This window comes from Microcoleus sp. FACHB-831, assembly GCF_014695585.1.
In the GTDB taxonomy this organism is placed as follows: domain Bacteria; phylum Cyanobacteriota; class Cyanobacteriia; order Cyanobacteriales; family FACHB-T130; genus FACHB-831.
Window position 1 is genome coordinate 87,382 of sequence record NZ_JACJON010000058.1, and the last position, 23,022, is coordinate 110,403.

Annotated in this window: 14 protein-coding genes and 1 pseudogene; 10 read left to right on the top strand and 5 right to left on the bottom strand. The window is 44.9% G+C overall.

Features of this window, described 5'->3' with window-relative positions:
* Positions 1-446 precede the first annotated feature (446 nt).
* On the bottom strand, positions 447-764 hold the full coding sequence (gene rbp, locus H6F77_RS15940) for an RNA-binding regulator (RefSeq protein WP_190489603.1): 318 nt from the start codon (positions 762-764) through the stop codon (positions 447-449).
* 245 nt (positions 765-1,009) lie between these two features.
* Positions 1,010-2,290, bottom strand: a complete 1,281-nt coding sequence (locus H6F77_RS15945) for a Sll1247 family protein (protein ID WP_190427850.1) — start codon at positions 2,288-2,290, stop codon at positions 1,010-1,012.
* 433 nt (positions 2,291-2,723) lie between these two features.
* On the opposite strand from H6F77_RS15945, the gene H6F77_RS15950 reads away from it, so the two are divergent.
* The 7 genes from H6F77_RS15950 to H6F77_RS15975 all read left to right on the top strand — a co-directional run bounded on the left by H6F77_RS15950 (position 2,724) and on the right by H6F77_RS15975 (position 13,275).
* Entirely contained in the window at positions 2,724-4,079 is a 1,356-nt protein-coding gene (locus H6F77_RS15950; RefSeq protein ID WP_190489604.1) for a UDP-N-acetylmuramoyl-tripeptide--D-alanyl-D-alanine ligase, read from the top strand.
* A 73-nt stretch (positions 4,080-4,152) separates the two neighbouring features.
* A complete protein-coding gene (locus H6F77_RS27935; RefSeq protein WP_199313362.1) occupies positions 4,153-4,431 on the top strand; it encodes a 3'-5' exonuclease in 279 nt (92 codons plus the stop codon).
* A complete protein-coding gene (locus H6F77_RS27940) occupies positions 4,404-4,712 on the top strand; it encodes a 3'-5' exonuclease (RefSeq protein ID WP_199313361.1) in 309 nt (102 codons plus the stop codon). Before H6F77_RS27935 ends, H6F77_RS27940 begins: the two co-directional genes overlap by 28 nt.
* Positions 4,713-5,015: 303 nt before the next feature.
* Positions 5,016-6,017: a BMP family protein gene (locus H6F77_RS15960; RefSeq protein WP_190427848.1), complete on the top strand. Its 1,002-nt coding sequence runs from the start codon at positions 5,016-5,018 to the stop codon at positions 6,015-6,017.
* A gap of 63 nt (positions 6,018-6,080) precedes the next feature.
* Positions 6,081-9,293: a PAS domain S-box protein gene (locus H6F77_RS15965; RefSeq protein WP_190427847.1), complete on the top strand. Its 3,213-nt coding sequence runs from the start codon at positions 6,081-6,083 to the stop codon at positions 9,291-9,293.
* Positions 9,294-9,484: 191 nt separating this feature from the next.
* The gene (locus tag H6F77_RS15970; RefSeq protein ID WP_199313360.1) at positions 9,485-11,956 is read left to right on the top strand and encodes a sensor histidine kinase; all 2,472 of its coding nucleotides are present in this window, start codon (positions 9,485-9,487) and stop codon (positions 11,954-11,956) included.
* Positions 11,957-12,066: 110 nt separating this feature from the next.
* Positions 12,067-13,275 carry a DUF3747 domain-containing protein gene (locus tag H6F77_RS15975; RefSeq protein WP_190427846.1) on the top strand — a complete coding sequence of 403 codons (1,209 nt, stop codon included), beginning with the start codon at positions 12,067-12,069 and terminating at the stop codon, positions 13,273-13,275.
* A 19-nt stretch (positions 13,276-13,294) separates the two neighbouring features.
* Here the strand turns inward: H6F77_RS15975 and H6F77_RS15980 are convergent, their stop codons facing one another.
* From H6F77_RS15980 to H6F77_RS15990, 3 genes and pseudogenes are all read right to left on the bottom strand, one after another.
* Positions 13,295-13,447 (bottom strand): hypothetical protein, encoded by a 153-nt coding sequence (locus tag H6F77_RS15980; RefSeq protein ID WP_190427845.1) that lies wholly within the window; start codon positions 13,445-13,447, stop codon positions 13,295-13,297.
* 47 nt (positions 13,448-13,494) lie between these two features.
* Positions 13,495-14,049 (bottom strand): annotated as a pseudogene (locus tag H6F77_RS27945) (GNAT family N-acetyltransferase).
* Positions 14,050-14,291: 242 nt separating this feature from the next.
* The gene (locus H6F77_RS15990) at positions 14,292-14,867 is read right to left on the bottom strand and encodes a DUF924 family protein (RefSeq protein ID WP_190427844.1); all 576 of its coding nucleotides are present in this window, start codon (positions 14,865-14,867) and stop codon (positions 14,292-14,294) included.
* Between the two features lie 257 nt (positions 14,868-15,124).
* Here H6F77_RS15990 and H6F77_RS15995 point away from each other — a divergent pair, with 257 nt between their 5' ends.
* The 3 genes from H6F77_RS15995 (at position 15,125) to H6F77_RS16005 (ending at position 23,020) form a co-directional block, all read left to right on the top strand.
* The gene (locus H6F77_RS15995; protein WP_190427843.1) at positions 15,125-20,734 is read left to right on the top strand and encodes a PAS domain S-box protein; all 5,610 of its coding nucleotides are present in this window, start codon (positions 15,125-15,127) and stop codon (positions 20,732-20,734) included.
* A gap of 128 nt (positions 20,735-20,862) precedes the next feature.
* Positions 20,863-21,255: a response regulator gene (locus H6F77_RS16000; protein WP_190427841.1), complete on the top strand. Its 393-nt coding sequence runs from the start codon at positions 20,863-20,865 to the stop codon at positions 21,253-21,255.
* 4 nt (positions 21,256-21,259) lie between these two features.
* Positions 21,260-23,020: a GGDEF domain-containing response regulator gene (locus tag H6F77_RS16005; protein WP_190427839.1), complete on the top strand. Its 1,761-nt coding sequence runs from the start codon at positions 21,260-21,262 to the stop codon at positions 23,018-23,020.
* The last annotated feature ends 2 nt before the right edge of the window (positions 23,021-23,022 follow it).

Here is a 23,022-nt window from a genome sequence, read left to right on the forward strand (position 1 = left end):
TCGCGGTTTTTGCTCCCTAGAGCAGCTTAGCGAAGCTACTCTTAGTAGCCAAAGTCTTCCATTTTTCGGGTAAATCCGGCAGTGCCGTCTCCCGACTTTCCTACATACTTGCAGAGCATTTCTGTAGTGTAGCTATTGATTTGAAGCTTTTTGCCTACTCTTTCTTTTACCGTACAAAGCGTTTAGCTCTAGCTTTGTAGCGGGTCTAGGACTTACAGGAGCAGCCCTACCATTATTCAGTCGGTTTTATCCTAAGATATCTCCACCCCCCAAAGGGCGATCGCACTTTAATCCAATCCGCCCTGAATTGCATTAATTTTACCACGAGCGCCCAGCATCCCATTTCACACCACATCTAGTGTAGTCGCCGAATGACGGGCATATCTTTACACAATTTTGGCTCAAAAGGGGGCTGGCTTATTTGTGATCCCCAGTCCCCTTTCGAGTCAAAAGCGCCGGGAAGAGAATTTTCCGCCCCCCGGGCCGCCCCGGCTTCCCGCAGGACGGCCCCCACCCCCATCTTCACGGGGTTTGGCTTTATTCACTTTCAGGGTGCGGCCCATCCATTCTGCTCCATCTAAAGCTTCAATTGCAGCTTCTTCTTCAGCATCTGTTGCCATTTCAACAAACCCAAAGCCACGCATCCGCCCTGTTTCGCGATCCGTAGGCAATTGAACCCGTTTAACGGTTCCGTAGTCTGTAAATACAGATGTGAGGTCGTCTTGCGTAACTTCGTAGGATAGGTTCCCTACATATATCGACACGGAAATAACTCCAACATTCAATATTTTGAGAGACTCAGTTTCGGAGGTTTGCCTGCCGACACAGATAAATAAACTTGCTGTGCATTAAACAAAGCTTTCCGCCGTTCCAGATTCACGAGCGATATTATAACACAAACTATTTTATTACAATAAAGTTAGCCTGCCTACTTTGCAGGATTTAACAAAAGTGGCGATCGCTTTCGTGCGCCCGACCGAATAAAAAAAATAACAAATCTGATTTTAAATTACATAATGTGGCTCAGACAGGAAACATCAGCATCCCCAAAGTGAAGACTCAAAGCCACATTCATATTTTCTAGAGATTTGACTAACCACGGTACACCATCCCTGGCGTAAGCTTCATAGTGGTTAAAAAGAATTGAAAATCGCTTTTCTAAATAGGGCTTGACTTTGCGGCACAGTAGCACGATTTTCAAAAGCATACCGATTGTGCAAGTTGCCCCCAGGTTGGTAATCAGATCCACAAACACATAGTGATTCGGTCGCTGCGGACTTTCCACTACTAAGAAGTTCAAAATCTGGCTGCAAGTACGCACGATCAGAAATTCGCTGGGTCTTTGACAATCGCTACTTGGCAAAGTGTTCTTCAGTTGGGCATACAATCGGTCATTAAACTGACGTTTGCCATATTCAGGGTCAATAGAAGATGTCAAGTATTCGTATAAATCCCATTTAAAAGCTCTATACGAGGGTGTCTGGCTAGTGTGGGTAATGAAGCTTTGGGATAAATCCCGATAGGTATGGGAGCCTTCGACTTTGCCGACAAATTGCTTGAGAGCAGCACCCAGTTCGCGATCGCTTAGTAAAGTGGGATTATGTACTGGCTGTATAATTCGCTCAGCTCCGACTGAGGAAGTCTTACGTGACATTTGCGCTCGTCGCACTTGATAAGTCACATACTGAGACAGATCAACTTCAAAATCTCGCTGAATCCGAGACTGAATTGCCCTGACGGTTTGCTGATGTTCGTAAGAACTATCTTCACTCAGCAGGCAATGTTCGTATAAGTAGGGATACCTGCGAATTAAGCTACCTAAAGGCTTAGAGCCATTGCCACTCGCCTCTGCCGCTTCAGTCATAACTTGAGCTAGGCGGCGCAGCGTCAGATATTGCTCCGTCTGGTTAAAAATCCTCACCAGTTCTCGGAAGCGCCTTGCTGAGCGAGAGCGAACCGTTCCCACGCTTGGAGGATGCTCAAATATATCTACCAAATCGGGGATAGACGCTTGGAGTTGCGGGTGCATCTGCCAGCGATTAATTAGAATGTGGCAGCAGCGATTGATAATAAACCGAAATTCCTGCTCAGCCTGCTTGGAACTAGCAATCCTCTCCAGAGCCATCCAAATTTTTGGCTCAGAGTATCCCACTCCATCCATAAATAGCTGACGAAATCGCTCGATCATCCGACTGGGTGACTCTTCTTGTACCCAGTGAAGCAGATGCTCGTAAAGCTGCTGCTCTTCAATGCTAGTTTGTCGATGGTAACAGTCTGTCCAGGTAGTCACGTCAAGAAAGCCCCCCTACGTGCAAATGTTAGGGCTAAGTGTATATTAGTTCCGTTAAGTCAGTGTAAATTGCAAATTGAACTGTGATGTAGTAGACGCTAGATAACAAGAGGCACTCTAGACAAAACCCTGATTTTGGGGGCTATACTCTATACTCCTATAAGCTAAGAGATTTTCGCCCAATTAGAGCATATCTTGACTAACTCTTTAAATGGCTCAGCAAATTTGCGGCAATATTGTGAATTTTTTGTGAAGTAAGTGTATAGTTTCGGCAAAGCATCACGTTAACCTCTCAAAAATCTATATCTACGGTAGGTAGACCCAATAGTGGCTGAATGTGATGTAAGTCACTGATAAAGATGCCTATTTTGTTGTGGTGCTGGGATTGGTGCATGATTAGGATTAATCTCATTGAAGTTTGAATTTAAGCTGTATGTCTTTTCACGTCCTCCTCTCGCAACTGGCTGAAATTATAGCGGCAGGGTCTGTAAACTTATCTGACGATCTCTTAGCGGCAGCTGTTGCAGGGATTACAACCGACACACGGACTCTAAAGGCGGGAGAAGTGTTTGTGGCACTGCGTGGAGAGAAGTTTGATGGACATGAATTTGTGGAAACTGCCTTGAGAAAAGGTGCGATTGCTGTCATTACAGACTACAAAATGCCTGGGGCTATTCCGCAATTACACGTAAAAGACACGTTGACAGCATATCAGGCGATCGCTCGGTGGTGGCGCTCGCAATTTAAAATACCAGTAATTGGCATAACTGGCTCCTGCGGTAAAACTACTACTAAAGAATTAGTCTCGGCAGTTTTGTCCTCTACCAAAGGGAATATTCATAAAACTTTATTCAATTACAACAATGAAATTGGCGTTCCCAAAACTTTGTTAGAAATGTCACCGATTCATGACTATGCCGTAATTGAAATGGCAATGCGGGCAAAAGGTGAAATTGCGCTGTTAACACAGATTGCGTGTCCGACAATTGGGGTAATTACTAATGTGGGTACAGCCCATATTGGGCGGCTGGGTTCAAAAGAAGCGATCGCACAAGCAAAATGTGAATTACTCGCCGAAATGCCCTCCAGCAGTATCGCTGTTCTTAACCACGACGATCGCCGCCTAATGGAAACAGCAGCCGGGGTTTGGCAAGGGCAAACCATCACCTACGGTTTAGAAGGCGGAGACGTGCGTGGCGAGTTAATTGATAACGAGACATTATTGGTTGAGGGGATGCGGCTACCTTTACCGCTACCGGGGCGACACAATGCGTCTAATTTCTTAGCAGCCTTAGCGGTGGCTAAAATTCTCCAAGTAGACTGGACACCGTTTAAGGCTGGTTTGGCGGTTAATTTGCCTTCTGGGAGGGCGCAGCGCTACAATTTGCCCAACGACGTTGTAATTCTCGATGAAACTTACAATGCTGGCTTAGAATCTATGTTGGCAGCGCTGCAATTGTTGGCAGAGACACCGGGGAAAAGGCATATTGCAGTTTTGGGTACGATGAAGGAATTGGGAGAGCAAAGTCCCGAATTTCACTTCGCAGTTGGAGAGGCGGCGCGAAAGCTCAATCTCGACGGGTTGCTGATTTTGGTAGACGATAAAGAAGCAGAAGCGATCGCGCTTGGTGCTGCACCTTTACCAGCAGAGTGCTTTACAACACATCAAGCTATTGTAGACCGTTTAAAAGAAATGGTAGAAGAAAGCGATCGCATCCTCTTCAAAGCCTCCCATTCCGTAGCACTCGATCGAGTTGTGAATCAGTTTCGTGCTGAATTTACTGCCTAATTAATATCATCCACCAAAATACCGTAAGAACACCCACAAGGGGTATCCGTCCCAAGCAAGGAGTCAATCCAAAGTGGCTAAGAAATTAGATCAAATCATTGTGGTTGATATTGAATCAACTTGCTGGGAAAAAAAACCACCAGAAGGCCAAGAAAGCGAAATCATCGAAATTGGTATTTGTCCGCTTGATGTCCCTTCTGGAGAAAGACTGGAAAAAGAAAGTATACTCGTGAAACCCGAACGCTCCCAAATAAGTGAATTTTGCACCAATTTAACAACTTTAACCCAAGAGCAAGTTAATCAAGGAGTACCCTTTGCAGAGGCTTGTTCAATTCTAAAAAAAAATACCTAACTCAGCAGCGAGTTTGGGCAAGCTACGGGGACTACGATAGAAACCAATTTCAAAAACAGTGCCAATCTCATTCTATAAAATATCCTTTTGGCTCCAGACACATCAATGTAAAAACACTTTTTAGCCTTATTCATACCTTGCCTGAAGAAGTAGGAATGGACATGGCCTTAGAAATATTGAAATTACCCCTTGAAGGAACTCATCATAGAGGAGGCGATGATGCTTGGAATATAGCCGCTATCTTGTCAAGATTAGTATTACAAAGAAGAAATGTTAATTAGCATTTTAATACACCACATTTAAAGAGTGAATTCTCGTTCCCAGACTGAGCCTGGGAACGCCGATATGGAGGTAGAGCCTCCAACAACGTTTCAAAAAACACAGACATGAGGCAGAACCTCATATATAGCGTTCCCAGGCTCAGTATAGGAACAAAAATAGACGATATAAGAAATCATAGGCATAATAGCATTTGATCCATTACAAAGCACTGCACCCGGTTGGGCTATCTGGGTGAAAATAGATAAAGTCCAAAGTTGCCAGCTGTCTATTATGGATGGCTAATAACTAATAACCAATGACTAATGACTAAGAAAATTATTTGTCTGCTTTTAACCTTGCTGCTCGTAGCCTGCGGTACAACTGCAAGCGACATTACAGGAACCGCCCAAGTGAAACCGGGTGCTTTTAAGGTAGCGGCGATTTTTCCCGGAGCTGTGGATGACAAAGCTTGGAATCAATCAGGTTATGAAGGATTAAAGCTAATTGAAAAAGAACTTGGCGCTGAGGTGGCTTATGCTGACAGTGTGCCAGGAGCCGATGCTGAAAAACTTTTTCGTCAATATGCTAAAAAAGGTTTTGATTTTATCATCGGTCATGGTGGGGAATATATCGCAACAGCTAAAGTCGTATCCGCAGAATTTCCGCGCAATAAATTTGCGGTTATGAGTAGTGATGCTGGCAACAATAAAAATTTTGGCGCTTTGGCGTTTCGGGCTGGGGAATTAGGGTATTTAACAGGAGTGGTAGCAGCGCTGAAAACACAAACTAATAAAGTTGCTTACATTGGCGGTCAAAAATATGCAAGTTTGGAAGAGGAAGCTACCTTATTTGAACGAGGTGTCAAGCAAATTAACCCCTCAGTCCAAGTATTCATCGATTGGGTGGGAAGTTGGACAGATGCAGACAAAGCCAGCAAAATTTCCCAAAAGCTAGTGGCGGCAGGCGTTGATATCATAACGGTCAATGCTGATACTGCTTATAAAGGTGTTATAAAAGTTGTTGCTGAAAATAAAGGAGTTTATGCTATTAGATGGAATCATGCCATTCCTGGGCTTCCAGAGCAACAAAAACCACCCCCAAAAATTATTTTAACTAATGCCATGCAGCAGGTTCCTATGGTAATGCTCGAAGGAGCAACTTTGGTAGAGCAAGGGCGTTGGGAGGGCAAGCAGTATAAATTTGGGTTGCAAGAGGAAATCCAAGATTTGACTCCTTTCTATGGTTCGCTCACTCCAGAACAAGAAGAATTTATAAACTCCCTGAAGGAAGACATTATTACAGGAAAAATCGATGCTACACATTAGTTATTAGCCATTACTTAAATTTAAAGGAATTAGTGGGTGAAAGAGATTTCTAAAGGAGGCACGATGAACCAACAAAATAAAGGCAGTGGTTCACGGCTAGGGGCAAGTCATGAGTTGCCTCTACGAATGGATAGGGCTTCGCCACTTTCTGGTTTTTTTTCTATTGCTAATCAACTTAGATATGGTTTGGTACTGCTAGTAGTTTTAGCTTTATTAATTACGTCGGGAATGTTAATTTCTCTGAGCTTCCAGGCTCAAATAGAACAGGTAGAAGTCGCCCAGCAAGAGCGAAGTTTGGTAGCTGCTGGCGAGATTAATGCTTACTTGGATGACTTGCAGCGTAAACTGAGCTACCTTGCTAGAGTGCAAGGCTTGACGGATTTTTCACCGGAAATTCAGCAACCTTTGTTGGAAGCGCTGACGCGCCATAATAGTGCTTATGAAAAAGTGGCGATTTTCAATAAACGTGGTGAGGTTGTTTCTGAGTATTCTCCTTATGATGATTCAAAATTCTCTCACCCGGACGATTACCGCTCATTTGGGCGGGCTTTTAAACAAAAAGAAGACATTGTTAGTCCAGTTAGAATGGACGCTGATACAAAACTTCCAGTTGTTACCTTAGCGTTACCAATTCGCAACCAGCAGGATGTAGTAGATGGCGTTTTGATGGCGCGGATTAATTTAAACTTTCTCTGGTTCATTGTATCTCAGATCGATGTTGGTAAAACTGGTTACACTTATGTAATTGATAACCGCAAGTATTTAATTGCCGAAAAAGGGATAGCACCTAATAATTATAAGTTGCACGATATTTCAAACTACACTTTTATCAAAAGATTAACAAAATTGAAGGGTGCGAAAACCCTAAAGAATTATCAGGGGTTAAAAGGGGTGGAAGTGGTGGGCGCGATCGCGCCCATTCGCAGTGTACGCTGGAAGGTGGTGGTAGAACTTCCTACGGCTGAAGCTTACGCTCCTGTGCAGAGAATGCTTTTCGTGATGGGTATAGCCTTGAGCGTGGCGATGCTGGTTGCGGCTGAGTTAGGTTGGTTCTTCTCTCGGCAAATTGTATCACCTTTGCAGCGTTTGACGCAGGCAGCAGCCAAAATTAGCGCGGGAAATTTGGATACCCAGGTGACAGTTAACCGTCACAACGAAATGGGGGTATTAGCAACAACTTTTAATGAAATGACCGCTCAGCTGCGCGGACTGATTAAAGAGTTGCGTAAGGAGCGAAATTTTGTTTCCGCAATTCTAGATACAGCGGGTGCTTTGATGATTGTGGTTGATAGACAAGGGCGAATTATTCGGTTTAATACGGCTTGTGAAGAAATAACTGATTACTCGTTTGCAGAGGTGAAAGATCAACCTTTTTGGGATATTTTTCTAATTCCAGAGGAAGCAAAATCTATTAAAGATATTTTCGCTCAGTTGCACACTGGTAAGTTTCCCAAAACCTACGATAATTATTGGACTACGAGGGATGGAAGGCAGCGGCTAATTAGTTGGTCAACTACTGTTTTACTCGATGCTGATGGTTCAATTAAGTATATGATTGGCACCGGAATTGACATTACTGAACGTAAACGCGCGGAAGAGGCGCTGTTACTTTCAGAAGAAAAGTTTTCTAAAGCTTTTCTTTCTAGTCCAGATTCGATTGCTATCAGTACGATCAAAGATGGACGCTATGTAGAAATTAATGAAAGTCTTTTACGAACGACTGGTTACACTCGTGAAGAGCTAATTGGACATACCGCCATTGAATTAAATATATGGAACAATCCGGAAGACCGTCTTAAGATGATAGATATGTTGCAAGAGGCGGGAAATATTCGCAATTTAGAATGTGAGTTTCGCAAGAAGTCTGGAGAAGTGGCTATAGGTTTACTCTCAGCAGAAGTTATCAATTTTGGCGGTGAATTATGCGTGCTGGCTGTTGTTAACGACATCACCGAGCGCAAAGCTGCGGACGCGCAACTACGCGACGCTTTAGAACGCGATCGCTTACTTGGTGTCATTGCTCTGCGGATTCGTCAATCCCTCGATCTCCAGCAAATTTTAGATACTACTGTCAGCGAAGTCCGAAATTTTCTTTCAGCAGATCGGGTTTTTATCAGTCGCATCTATGACGATTTTCAGGTTGTTGCTGAGTCGGTTATTCCGCCGTGGCGACCTATTCAAGAATGGACTCCCAAAAATGAAGAACATTATCAAGCAATTAGGAAAGTTTTTGAAAATAAATCCGTCCATGTTGTTAAAGATACCTCTCAAATAGAGATTTCTTCAGTCGTTGCTGAGGATTTCAATAATTATCAAATCAGAGCTTTCTTGGCTGTACCAATTATTCTGGATGAGGAACCTTGGGGACTGTTGATAGTCGATCAATGTACGTCACCGCGTGATTGGCAGCAATCTGAAATTGATTTGCTATCATCATTGGGAACGCAAGTAACTATAGCTATTAAACAAGCAAAACTCTACCAAGAGGTACAGGAGCTAAATGCTCGGTTAGAACGTAAAGTGGAGGAACGTACTGCTCAACTTTCTCAAAAAATGCAGGAACTAAAAGAGCTAAATGAACTAAAAGATGAGTTTTTACACGCAGTTTCTCACGATTTGCGTACCCCGATTATGGGTATGTCTTTAGTTGTAAATAATTTATTAAATAAATCAGGGGAAACAATCCCGATTTCTCGCTCAATTTTAGAGCGAATGATCCAGAGTAGCGATCGCCAACTGAGTTTGATTAACTCTCTCCTCGAAACCCACTCCAGCGAAGTTCGAGGTGTTATCCTCAATTACCAGCTAGTACAACTGGGTACGCTAACTTCAGCGATCGCTCAAGATATGGAACCACTGCTCCTGAAAAATCAAGCTACCCTGAACAACTTAGTTCCAGCTTCTTTACCAGGCGTGACAGCAGATCCATTGCAGCTGAGACGAGTATTTGAAAATCTGCTCACCAATGCCCTAAATCATAACCCACCCGGACTCATTCTCACCCTGCAAGCCACAGTTGAGGAAGAAATGGTTCATTGCACCGTTGCGGATAACGGCGTGGGAATGAACCCCGAAGCGTGCGATCACCTGTTCGAGCGTTATGTTCGCGGTTCCCGCGCCCGTTCAACTGGCATCGGTCTAGGGTTATATCTTTGTCGGCAAATCATCACAGCTCATGGCGGACAAATTGGTGCTATTAGCGCCCCCGGAGCCGGAGCAACTTTTTGGTTCACATTACCCCTGTTCGCGTCTCCTACTGAAGAAGTAGGTAATTAGTAGGGGCGAAGCATTCGCGCCGATAGATTATCGGTAAGTTGTAAATTGTTATCCGCGAATGCTTCACCCTAACAGGTTATGAGTGACAGGTGGCTAAAAATCACCCAATCGGGTGAGTCAGAAGCACGAAGCGCGATCGCGACCTCTTCTCTTAACTTGGAAGAGTAGAAGTGTACGTGCAGGGAAATTCCATGTTTAAAAAAAAAGTTGTGACTAATGAAACTGCGCCACCTGCTGCTCATCTGTCACTCATTAAATGCTATCGAGAAAATATGATTTCTAATTTAGAGTATTTACAAGCTTTACGGAATTGTTGCCGAAATGAAGCCGCTTTTGAAGAACTTAAAAATCTCTTAAATTTGGCTGGGCAAAGTATTGAGGAAATAGCTATACCAAATCAGCTTCATGAACCAGCCGCGAAGAACCTCACCCCGCCTCCGGCTCCCCTCTCCGCTTGTCCAGAGGGACTGGGGGGGCGGTGTTTTAATGATGGGCTAACCGGGTTGGATATCAGTCTGCCATCAACACAAATTAACACAGATTTTCAGTCACAAAATGTCACTCATTCTTGGGATTTGCTCCCAACAGAAGCCTCAATGTCCCAATCTGTGCCAGAATTAAACAAAATTGCCGCCAACAAGCTCGGAATAATTTTTAAGCTTATAGATCGTAACGATAACTCTCGATGGTTACTATTTGCCCATGCAAGCTGTGAAGAATTATTAGAATTAACGTCCCATTCAGCTCGCTCTAACCTAATTTTGTTTAAGAATCTGGTTCACCCTGAAGATCGAGAATCTTATGAACAATCGCTGATTGATTCGGCGGCTAACTTACAGCCGTGGATCTGGGAAGGTCGGGTAATTACCAAATCAGGTAAGCTGAAATGGTTGCAAGGCGCTACCCGCCCTATTGTGCAGGCGAATGGCGATATATTTTGGAATGGTTTACTGATAGATATTACCGAGCGGAAAGCGTCGGAGGAAGCGCTTTTGCTCTCAGAAGGAAAATTTTCTATAGCCTTTCGTCATAGTCCTGATTGTATCAGTATTACTACATTTAAAGAGGGACGCTATCTGGAGGTTAATGATAACTTTCTGGATCTTAGCGGTTATCTTCGTGAAGAGGTCATTGGACATACTGTAACTGAGATAAATGCCTGGGTAAATCCAGAAGAACGTATAAAAATGCAACAAATATTGCTAGAACAAGGTGCAGTTCACAACCTAGAATGTCAGTTTCGCAAAAAGTGTGGCGAAGTTGTAGCAGCCCTCTTGTCAGCAGAACTTGTTAATATTAACGGCGAGTCATCCGTGCTTGCTGTAGTTACTGATATAACTGAGCGCAAAGCTGCTGAAGCTCTGACTAGAGTCGCCGCTGAACGCGATCGCTTACTTTATGAGATTGCTTTAAAAATTAGGCGATCGCTGGATCTAAATGAAATTCTGAACACTACTGTAGCGGAAGTCCGGCAATTTTTGCAAGCCGATCGCGTCTTCATCAGTTACTTTGATGAAAATGGACACGCACGAGCCGTAGCCGAATCTGTAGATCCCAATTTTAATTCGATTTTGGGATGGGTTACGGATGACATGGCTTTTAGGGAAGTTAAGGAAATTTTTGGTGGCAATTCCATTCGAGTTATCAACGATACCACCCCAATAAAAAAATCTCCTTTTTTAGCAGAATACTATCACCGCTGTCAAGTAAAGGCTGGTGTTGGCGTACCGATTATGTTAGGTGAAAAACTGTTTGGGTTATTGATTGCCAATCAATGCTCTGCACCTCGTGAATGGCAGCAATTTGAAATTGACTTGATAGATCAACTGGGAATTCAGGTAGCGATCGCTATTCAGCAATCTTCTCTTTTCCAACAGGTACAAACCCTCAATACTAATCTGGAACGCCAAGTAGAAGAACGCACTATTCAGTTACAGCAAAAAATGCAGGAGCTGCAAGAATTAAACCGCATTAAAGATGTTGTTTTACATACAGTTTCTCACGACCTCCGCACATCCGTCCAAGGAACTATAATGGTTTTTAAAAACCTGCTTGGTTCGCCGGGGGAGAAATTAACCATTTCTCGCTCTATTGTAGAACGAATGATTCAAGGCAACGAGCGCCAACTATGTATGATTAACTCCTTGCTTGAAAGCAATTCTACGGAAGTTCAGGGAGTTGTAATTCAGCGAAATTTTGTTCAATTAAATACACTTTTACCAGCAATTCTCATAGACTTAGAACCACTGCTGGCGCAAAACCAAGCAACTCTGACCAATATGGTAAATTCGGATTTACCATTAGTTATGGCAGATCCAACTCAGCTACAGCGAGTTTTAGAAACCCTCTTCACTACCACCTTAAAACACAACCCACCGGGACTGAATCTGACTCTCAAAGCTACAGTAGAGCATCAGACAATCCGCTGCACCCTGGAAGATGACGGTGTAGGGATGAGTCAGCTAGAGTGCGATCGCTTATTCGATCTCTACGTGCGCGATCCCCAATCTCGCTGCTCAACAGGCACTGGTTTAAAACTACATCTGTGTCGGCAAATTATTACTGCTCACGGTGGACAAATTGGCGTAACAAGTCGCCCAAATAGGGGGACAACTTTCTGGTTCACCTTACCCTTGGCAACCATAGAACGACAAGGCATCTAGCAGCTTTGTGCCATCGATTCTGACGGCAAAAAATGTGGGAACTTTTGAGCGAATAATTTTATCACATATCTAAATAAGATAAATCCATCTGAATCATTAAGCTCCTCACCATGACTTTGACTTCAAGCTCCTCCAAGCGTCTACTTCGGCGGTCAATTGCAGCCATAGCCACCGTAGTCTCAACACTAAATTTCGTAAACCCCAGCCACGCTGCCACTTTTGATCAAAAAGAAGTTGAACAATCTAAATTTATTGCCGTAGCCGCACCTTATGGCACAAATAGTCATCAACTATTGATTTTGGAACAGATATCAGACAAGCAGCAGTGCTGGAGCGAAAACGGCTCCAGCCCCGTCATAGTAGATCCGCTACTGGTGAACTTTGACTTCAGTGGCATTTGCGGACGCAGTACGGACAGCAACGGCTATTCTATCCGGATGGCAGGTACAGATTTGGGACTGAAGTACAGCTTCAACATCGTCAAAAGCGGTAATGACTTTGTGCTAGTTGGGAAAAATTTTAGCGATCGCAACGCCCCCGTCATCGAAATCGGTAGAGCTAACGGCATCAACAACGGCTTCGTGAAAATTAATCTCGATCCGGCTTGGCGGTTTGCCAAAAGAAGCTTCAACGGTAAAACACTAGGTCACGTCTATCTTACTAGCGACCAAGCACCACCCCCCGGATTTGGCGATGTTGCCACACCTCCAGGCGGAACCTCTTCCTTCCGAGACATCGCCACAGATGTCTATGCTAGAGAAATTGAACAAGCAGTATCCCTTGGATTCGTCGCCGGGTTCAAAGAAGACAATACCTTCCGCCCCCAAGTTTCTTTAACTAGAGAACAACTGGTATCTATGGTATTGGAATCATTAACCAAGCTACCGAGTGCTAACCTCACAATTCCCACCCAAGCATCATCCCGACCATATCCCGATGTCGATGCTACGCGCTGGAGTGCGGCTAAAATTCAATGGGCGCGGGATAACAAAATTGTCAGTGGCTATCAAGACGGCTCATTTAAACCCACCCAACCAGTCACCAGAGCCGAACTATTAGCAGTATTGCGACGTGCTGCGGAATTTGGGAAAAATATGCGCGGACTCCCCACAGAGCTTGCTGTCAAGAACTCAGCCAAAACCTTCTCAGACACAGAAAAACACTGGGCAGCATCACTGGTTAACCAAATGTCTTCTTATTGTAATGTTGCCTCCCCAGTAAATGAAACTGGCAGCAAGTTTGAGCCAAACTCTGCCACTCGTCGCAACTACGCCGCCGCCGCCACTTTGCGAATGCTTAACTGCGTTAAATCGGAATAAGGGGCTGGAACTGGGAACTTTATCCTCGTTCCCATCCCCTGCGGGAACGAGGTAATAAACCATCCACGCTTCTAGGCTTGCGATCGCTTGTAATATGCAACCGCGTGTAACCATCTGCCGCACTTAAATAACCAGTTTCATCCGCTACCGATTCCAACGCCTTTACCGTCATAGTTCCCACGCTTGGTAATTGAAATATTTTATCCTCGTTAAGAAGCGTTACTCCTGGGAATGATTCAGGCGAGGCAAAGCCTCCAGGTATTGCGAATTTTGTAAGATATCAATTGCATAAACGCGAATATTTTTTCCCCACAGTGTTGATTCTTTTTCGTAATTTAAACCAACTTTAATGGCAACTTTTTGAGACGCTATATTTCCCGGCTCTATTAACGATATAAGACGGTTACAACCAACTTTTTCAAATCCATAATCTCGAATTGCACAAGCCGCTTCTGTTGCCAAACCTTGCCCTCAGTATTCTTTGGCAAGTAGATAGCCAATTTCAACTTCTTGCTGTCCATCCACCAACTGGAGACTTAATCCGCATCTACCAATAAATTTATTATCGGCTTTGTAAATGGTTGCCCACAAACCGAACCCGTTTTTATCGTAACAATTGATTATCCGCTCAACCTGTTGCTTTGTCTCTTCGTATGTCTGCTTACTGGGATAGAACTTCATAACAACAGGATCGGCGTAAATTGTCGCTAAGTCGTCCGCGTCATCTAAGGTTAAATGTCGCAGAATCAATCGCGGTGTTTCAGCTACAATCATCTGCTTTTTGATTTGCTGTTATCAACAAAATTATTCCCAAAAGTAACGCCTTTTAACGAGAAAAACAAGAGGGCGCAACTACTCTCGTGCCAAGTATAGTTGCCCTCTTGTTCAAATTAAATGTTTCCTCCAAACCCGGTTTCTTCTTTGAAACCGGGTTTCTTACTAAGAGCGCGGCGCAACCCAACTTGCTTAGCCTGTCCAGGCTAGTAGGGGCGCGGTCGGGGGAGAGGTTTTTGGTGTTAAAAAGATGATCCGGGCTGCGTGAGAAATTCTGCCTCTTCGGGTGTTGACTTTCGACCCAAAATCAGATTTCGATGGGGAAAGCGCCCAAAACGCTCAATTACCTCCAAGTGTCGAACTGCGTAGGAGATAGTGTCAGCACTATCAGGGTCATCACTCAGTTGCTTAAACAACTCCAGCGACTGACGCTGATGATTCAAATCTTCACTGTGTTCAAAAGGTAAGTAAACAAACCATCGCTGCACTGGTAGCAGTTCTTTATCAAAATTATTAACTACAGCATACTTTGCTGCTGCAAGTGCTTGCGGGTCTGTGGCAAAGGCTTGGGCAGTACCTCTGAAGATGTTGCGAGGAAATTGATCCAACAAGATAATTAAAGCTAGGCAACTCTGGGGTGAAGACTTCCAGTAATCTAACTGACCCGCAGCTGCTAGTTCGTAGTCTTGTCGGAAGCGAGTTTGTATCTCTTGGTCAAACTCCGGTTTTTTTGTAAACCATACCTGACGCGGTTTGCCATAACCCGGCTCATCTTCTCGTCCAAACCAAAAATCTAAAATCTCATTGACTTGTGACATCAGTTTTTCCTGGGTGCTGCTGAGGATAGATGTTATAAAATATACGTTCTATAGCTCGACAGGGCAGGGAAGGAGGAAGTACAGTTTCAGCTTAATAGTATTCATAAAGGATAGAGAGCTTTGAGCAAAGTTCTCGGTGGAAGAGTATTTATTTATCTCAGTGAAAATTAAATCTGGAAATTTGGGCATCCTAAGTAGGTAGGACGATATAGCTAAATTTGAGTTTAAATTCACAGCGACCAATCCACTTTTAATATATGAATCACATAGATAACCAAGAGCTACTGCAAAAATTTATCCAGCGATCGCCTGCTGCGATCGCCATGTTCGACCACGAAATGCGTTACCTGCTTTGTAGCGATCGCTGGCGGACAGATTTTAGACTAAGCGGGGATATCAGCCAGCGATCGCTCTATGAGACGTTCAGGGAAGTTCCTGAAAGTTGGAACGACCAACTCTTAACCATCGAAAAGGGTGATGAAGAATTTATCAGGCGTTTGGATGGGACTGGGGACTGGGTAAAGTGGGAAGCCCAACCGTGGACTACAAGTGCAGATGAAATCGGCGGTATCATTATATTTACAGAAATCCTCAGCTCGCGCAAATGGGCAAAATCGGCGCTCAGACAGAGAGAGCAAAACTTCCAGTTGCTAGTCGAAGGCGTAAAAGACTATGCAATTATTAAGCTGGATACCAATGGACACGTTGTCAGCTGGAACGCCGGAGCCGAAAGGATTAAAGGGTATCAGTTAGAAGAAATTGTAGGACAGCATTTTTCCTACTTTTACCCGCCTGAAGAGATTGAGCTGGGAAAGCCGGAGCAAAATTTAGAACTAGCAGCAAAACTTGGTCGGTGCGAAAACGAAGGCTGGCGGGTGCGTAAGGATGGTACGCGGTTTTGGGCAAACGTAGTGATTACAGCTTTGCACGACAGGGAGGGAAATCTGCGCGGCTTCTCGAAAGTGACGCAGGACATCACCGAGCGCAAACAACAAGAAGAATCCCTACGGTTGCTGGAGAGAGCGATCGCATCTAGTAGCAATGGCATCGCGATCAGCGACACCATCCAGCCAGACAACCCGATTATTTATGTCAATCCCCGTTTTGAGCAGATGACTGGATATGCTGCGGCTGAAGTTATTGGTATCAATTGCCGCTTCTTGCAGGGAACAGACACAAATCAACTAGCGAGCGCTCAACTTAGAATGGCAATTGCTGAGGGCAGAGAGTGTAGTGCAGTCTTGCGGAATTATCGCAAAGATGGCACCCTTTTCTGGAACGAACTCCGGATTTCCCCGGTACGCAATCCCCAAGGCAAACTGACAAACTTTATTGGTATCCAAACAGACATCACCTACCGGGTGGAAGCTGAAGCAGCCTTACGGCAACTCTTGCAACGGGAATTGCTTTTAGGAGCAATGCAAGAGCGAATTCGCCAATCTTTGAAACTAGAAGATGTCCTCAACACCACTGTAGCGGAAGTTCGACAAGCTCTCCATGCCGACCGAGCAGCTATTTACCGCTTTGAGCCAGATGGGAGTGGTACTGTAGTTGTGGAATCGCTGGGTATCGGGGTTTCATCAACATTAGGCATCAATATTCAGGAAAATTACCAGTTATGCGATCGCACCAGCTTATCCAATTTTAGTGATCCTCTTGCCACCCCGTACCTCACAGGTGAGATTCAAGCTATTGAAGATATTTACATAGCGGGTTTAGAGCAGGCTCATGTTCAATTGCTAGAGCGGTTTCAGGTCAGAGCCAATCTGGTAGTGCCGATTTTCCAAGAAAGCGTTGCCACATTGAGCAGGGATTCTCGTTGGCATCAGGGAAGGTGGGAAAATGGTTCTACTTCCAACCTTGCAACTGTTAAACCTTCAAACTCCAAATTATGGGGACTGCTAATTGTCCATCACTGTCATGGAACCAGACAATGGCAAAACTGGGAAGTACAATTTCTCAAGCAGCTTTCCGTACAACTAGCGATCGCTATTCAGCAAGCTAACCTTTTCGAGCAGCTGCAAGCTGAACTCGCCCGTACTCAATCCGCAGAAACAGCATTGCGCGTTAGCGAGGAGCGACTACAAGCAATTTTAGATAACTCCACCGCCATGATCTACGTCAAGGATAGGGAAGGACGATTTATTTTGGTCAACCGTCTATTCCAAACCCTATTCCATCTCGACCGAGAGCAGATAGTTGGCAAAACCAACCACGAAATTTTTCCCAAAGAAGTAGCTGACGCTTTTCATACCACCGACCAGCAAGTAATCGCATCTGGAACTCCGATAGAGTTGGAAGAAGTCGCACCTGTCGAAGGTGTTTTACACAGCTACCTTTCAGTCAAGTTTCCCCTACAGGATGCTACTGGTGTCCCTTATGCAGTCTGCGGTATCTCCACCGACATCACCGAACGCCAGCAAGCTCAAGAAAGCTTGCGACGCACTAATTCGCTTTTGAAGGCGCAGCAAGAAGCAGCACTCGATGGCATTTTGGTGATAGACGAGAACAGAAAAGTCGCCTCGTACAATCGTCGCTTCAAAGAATTGTGGCAAATCCCCGACGAAGTGATGAAGTCTGGGGACGACAGACAACTGCTAGGCTATGTACTCTCAACCCTGGTGCAGCCACAAGAGTTTATTGCCAAAGTCGAGTATTTATATGCTCATCCAACTGAATCTAGCCGCGATGAAATTTCCTTAAATGATGAGCGCATTTTTGACCGTTACTCATCCGCGGTGCTTTCCCCAGAAGGAGATGATTATGGCAGAATTTGGTACTTCCGAGATATCACAAGACGCAAACAAGCTGAAGAGGATTTGCACAAGTCTAACCAGCAAATCAACAAGATATTAGAAAGCATCAACGATGCTTTTCTTTCCTTAGATCGGGAGTGGCGGTTCACCTACATAAATTCACGAGCCGAGCAGCTTTTGTTGAGAACCAAGGATGAGTTAATTGGCAAAAATATATGGGATGAATTTCCAGAGGCTGTTAACTCCAACTTCTACTCGCAGTATCACAAAGCTGCTACCGAACAAGTCACGGTTGAGTTTGAGGAATTTTATTCACCATTAAACACCTGGTATCAGGTGCGAACTTATCCCTATGCCGATGGTTTATCAGTTTATTTCCACGATATCAACGAGCGCAAACAAGCCGAGACAGTACAGATACAGTTAAACGCATCTATACAAGAAAGGGAAGAAAGATTCCGAACCCTAGTTGCTAATATTCCTGGTGCTGTTTACCGTTGCGCCTGTGATGCTAACTGGACAATGGAGTTTATCAGTGATGCGATCGCAGGAATTTCTGACTACCCGGCTAGTGACTTTATTAACAATCAAGTACGCACCTTTGCCAGCATTATCTATCCCGAAGACGTGGCGATGGTGGAGAAAACTATTTTAGAAGGGGTGTCAGCAAAACAGCCTTACATTATCGAGTATCGGGTTATTCGAGCTGATGAAACTGTCAGATGGGTTTATGAAAAAGGTCAGGGTATCCTTAATAAGGAAGGAGAATTAATTCGCCTTGATGGGGCGATTTTTGATATCACTGAGCGCAAAGCTGCTGAGGCAGAATTACGCGATTTAGGATCTGCCCTGGAAAATGCCGTTGAAGGGATCTCGCGCCTAGACACCCAAGGGCGCTACCTGGCTGTCAACCGAGCCTACGCCAGCGCTGCTGGATACCAACCAGAAGAAATGATTGGTATGGAATGGCCCTTAACTGTACATCCTGAAGATGTAGAAAAGATGATAGCTGCCTATGAACAAATGCTCAAAGATGGCAAGGTAGAAGCTGAAGCCAGGGGTGTGCGTAAAGACGGCTCTATTTTTTATAAGCAATTAGTGATGATCTGTGCTTACGATTCGCAACGGCGTTTTATCGGACATCACTGCTTTATGAAGGACATCACTGAACGCAAAGCCGCTGAGGAAGCCTTGCGCCAAAGCGAAGTGTTACGCGAAAGCGAGGCGAAAACTCGCGCCCTTCTAGACGCTATTCCAGATGCGATGTATCGCATGAACAAAGAGGGCATTTTTCTAGATTTCAAAGCCGCTAAGAACGATCCTATGGAGATGAGTGCTGATGCTGTTGTTGGCAAAAATATTTATGATGTTTTGCCCATGAGTGTAGCTCAAGCTGCTTTACACTATAGCGCGATCGCTCTTTCCACCAACAAAGCACAAGTGTTTGAATATCAAATGCCCAAAGGCAAAAAGATTGAGACTTATGAGGCTAGAGTTGTAGTCAATGGACCGGATGAAGTGCTGGCAATTGTGCGCGATATTACTGAGCGCAAGGAGGTAGAGCGATTGAAAAACGAATTTGTCTCAATTGTTAGCCATGAATTGAGAACGCCGCTGACTTCAGTTCGCGGTTCTTTGAGTTTAATTAGTGGCGGCGTGGCGGGTGAAATTCCCCCACAGGCAAAAGCCTTGGTAGACATTGCTTATAAAAATAGCGAACGTCTGATCCTGCTGATTAATGACATTTTGGATATCGAAAAGATTGAATCCGGTAAAATGGATTTCCATCTCACGCCGCTGGATCTGATGCCATTAGTGCAGCAGGCAATAGACGTGAATCGTGGCTATAGCGAACAGTTTGGCGTGCAGTTGGTGTTGGAGCCGCAACTAACGGATGCTATGGTGAATGTAGATCGCGATCGCTTGATGCAGGTGATCACTAACCTGCTCTCCAACGCCGCCAAATTCTCTCCCCGCAATGGCCAAGTCAAAGTCTGTGTCTCCCGCTTAAACCCAGAAGATAGAAGTCCAGACTTATTGGCAACTGATAATATTTATCCTACCTATTGCCTCCTGCCTTCTTCCTCCTTCATTCGCGTTGCCATCACCGACCAAGGTACGGGCATCCCCGAAGAATTTCGTTCCCGGATCTTTAAGAAGTTTGCCCAAGCTGATTCCTCAGATACCCGTCAAAAGGGCGGAACTGGCTTGGGTTTGAGCATTTGCAAAGCGATTGTCGAAAAACTCGGCGGACAAATTGGCTTTACCACCACTACCAATGTCGGCAGCACCTTCTATTTTGACTTACCAGAATGGCAGGATGCACTTGTGCCAATTGTATCCAGCTCAAACTCATCTGACAGCCTCCGCATCTTAGTGTGTGAAGACGACCCTGATATTGCCCAATTGCTCTGGCTAATGCTAAAGCAAGAGGGTTTGAGCGCAGATATCGCTTATAGTGCAGCACAAGCCAAGCAGCTACTGGGCCAAAACCGCTATGCAGCAATGACAGTGGATCTGGCATTACCCGGTCAAGACGGTATTTCATTGATCCGCGAGTTGCGGGAGGCGCAAAACACCCACAGCCTGCCAATTGTTGTGGTTTCTGCCAAGGCGCAGCAAGGGCGGCAGGAATTCAACGGCGGCTTGGCGGTGATAGACTGGCTGGATAAACCAATCGATCAACAGCGATTGATGGCAGCAGTCCGGCAAGCAGTGCGACAACAAACTGGCACCCAGCTACAAATTTTGTATGTAGAGGACGATCCGGATTTAACCCAAGTCGTCTCAAAAATTTTGCAGACCCTAGCCGAAATTGACTCAGCTAAGAATCTTCAGGAGGCAAAATACAAGCTACGGACAAATACTTACGACCTGGTTATTCTAGACCTAAGTTTACCTGATGGTTCTGGTCTGGAGTTGCTACCTTACCTAAACAATCAGGCTCGCGTCCCGATTCCAGCAGTGGTTTTCTCTGCCAATACAGTTGGTATTGAAGCCGCGAATCATGTGGCTGCGGCACTCGTAAAATCCCGCACCTCAAATCAGCAACTGCTGGATACCATCAAATCCTTAATTGGGCGCAGTGACTCGATAAATACCCTTAAATAACCGTAGCCAGTTACGCTGACAAAATGCCAGATTAGAAATGCAAATTAAAAATGGCTAAGAAACTCTTAAATTTTTAATTTGTTTTCTTCAGCACACTCTTTTTTGGAAGTACAACTTAGAGAAACGCTTTGTCTACCCCACCTCTAAACCGGATTTTGTTTGTGGAAGATGACCCAGATATCCAAACTGTTGCCAGCTTGGGTTTGCAGGCTGTCGGCGGTTTTACTGTGCAAATATGTAGTTCTGGCAGTGAAGCAATTCAAGCCGCGCCAACTTTTGCCCCAGATTTGATTCTGCTTGATGTGATGATGCCGGGTATGGACGGTATTAGTACGCTAAAGGCTCTACGCGAACTAAGAGAAACTTTAACTACTCCTGTGATTTTTTTGACTGCCAAAGTCCAAACTCACGAAGTAGCTTCCTATAAACAACTCGGCGTTTTGGATGTAATTGCAAAGCCGTTTGACCCGATGACTCTTTCTGCAACTCTTAATCGCTTGTGGTCTCAGTACCATGTTTAATTCTGTGAAAAATCCACAAGAACAACTAAACGCCTTACGTATTGCTTACACGCAGCAACTACCAAGTCGAGTTGAGCAGATTGAAGCTATGTGGAATCAGCTGCTTGCAAGTTTGGAAAAGAGTATCGCAGTGGAGGAGGGGGAGAGTGGGAGAGTGGGAAAAGATAATACTAAATTCCTCTTCTCACCTCATCACCCCATCACCGCCTCACCGCCTCTGCCCCTCTCCGAAGCTTCCTCACTTTTGGTAACGCTGCACAACTTAACACACCGTCTGGCTGGATCGGGCGCTACATTTGGCTTTCTAACGTTAGGCAATGCCGCCCGAACATTGGAACTTGTTTTCAAAGCGATGCTGGAATGTGGGGATTTGCCAACTTCGGAACAGCAAGCACAAATTTTGGTGCTGCTAGGGGTATTGAAACACGCGGCGAGTGAAATTTGTTTACTGTCCACTCAAGAATTGTCGGTAAACCTGCCGCTGACACTTCCTCCCCTACCGGAGTCAGACAATCGGCTGATTTTTCTGGTTGAAGACGATCCGCTTTTGTCACAGGATTTAGTGTTGCAAATTGGTTGTTTTGGTTATGATGTTCGCGCCTTTAACGAGTTTGTTGAACTTCAGGACGCGATCGCTCAAACACCTCCAGCAGCAGTCATCATGGATGTGGTGTTCCCTGAAGACAATTTGGCAGGCCCGAAAACTATCACCCAAATCCAGAAAGGGCGCGAACAACCTTTGCCAGTTGTATTTATCTCTTGCAGAAACGATCTGACGGCGCGTTTGCAGGCGGTGAGGGCAGGTGGGAAGGCATATTTCCCTAAGCCAATTAATATCGGCGAGTTGATTGATGCTTTGGATTCGCTGACGGCACCGCAAACCCCAGAACCGTATCGAATTTTAATTGTTGACGATGATGCGTCTTTGGCTACTTTCTATAGCTTAACTTTAGAGCAGGCGGGGATGATGACGGTAGCGATCGCTGATCCTTTGCAGGTGATGCAGCCTTTGATTGAGTTTAGACCGGATTTGATTTTGATGGATATGTATATGCCGGGTTGCGATGGCTTGGAATTGGCATCGGTGATCCGTCAGCAACCTGCTTATATGGGGATTCCGATTGTGTTTCTCTCGGTAGAGACTGATTTTAATAAGCAGCTGACGGCGATTCAGCTAGGCGGGGACGATTTTTTGACTAAGCCGATTTTGCCACACCATCTGGTGGCGTCGGTGATGCCGCGAGTGCAGCGATCGCGTCTTTTACGTTCTGTGATGGTGCGCGATAGTTTGACGGGGCTACTTAATCATACGACTATCAAAGAGCAATTAAGTATTGAAGTGCAACGGGCTAGCCGGGAAAATACCACAGTCGCCTTTGCCATGATTGATATTGATGATTTTAAGTCAGTTAATGATACCTATGGGCATTTGACAGGCGATCGCGTTTTGAAAAGTCTCTCCCGTCTATTGCAGCAGCGTTTGCGTAAAACTGACATTACTGGTCGTTACGGCGGTGAAGAATTTGCTATCATCTTGCCGCATACAGATGGTCTAACAGCAGTCAAGGTGCTCAATCGCATCCGGGAAGGCTTTGCCAAAGTTCGGCAACAGTCTGAAGGTGCTGAATTTTCCGTCACTTTTAGCTGTGGTGTTGCTGTTTTTCCCAGCGTGGTTGATGCGACGCAACTCAATGAAGCCGCAGACAAAGCACTCTACGAAGCCAAACGACACGGACGAAATAAAGTTGTTATTGCTAATTCCTAATA

Bases quoted from the DNA above. Each gene is read 5' to 3' on its own strand.
- H6F77_RS15950 (WP_190489604.1), top strand. From the start codon at position 2,724: ATGTCTTTTCACGTCCTCCTCTCGCAACTGGCTGAAATTATAGCGGCA.
- H6F77_RS15995 (WP_190427843.1), top strand. From the start codon at position 15,125: ATGAATCACATAGATAACCAAGAGCTACTGCAAAAATTTATCCAGCGA.
- H6F77_RS15990 (WP_190427844.1), bottom strand. From the start codon at position 14,867: ATGTCACAAGTCAATGAGATTTTAGATTTTTGGTTTGGACGAGAAGAT.
- H6F77_RS15975 (WP_190427846.1), top strand. From the start codon at position 12,067: ATGACTTTGACTTCAAGCTCCTCCAAGCGTCTACTTCGGCGGTCAATT.
- H6F77_RS15965 (WP_190427847.1), top strand. From the start codon at position 6,081: ATGAACCAACAAAATAAAGGCAGTGGTTCACGGCTAGGGGCAAGTCAT.
- H6F77_RS15970 (WP_199313360.1), top strand. From the start codon at position 9,485: ATGTTTAAAAAAAAAGTTGTGACTAATGAAACTGCGCCACCTGCTGCT.
- H6F77_RS15960 (WP_190427848.1), top strand. From the start codon at position 5,016: ATGACTAAGAAAATTATTTGTCTGCTTTTAACCTTGCTGCTCGTAGCC.
- H6F77_RS15980 (WP_190427845.1), bottom strand. From the start codon at position 13,447: ATGACGGTAAAGGCGTTGGAATCGGTAGCGGATGAAACTGGTTATTTA.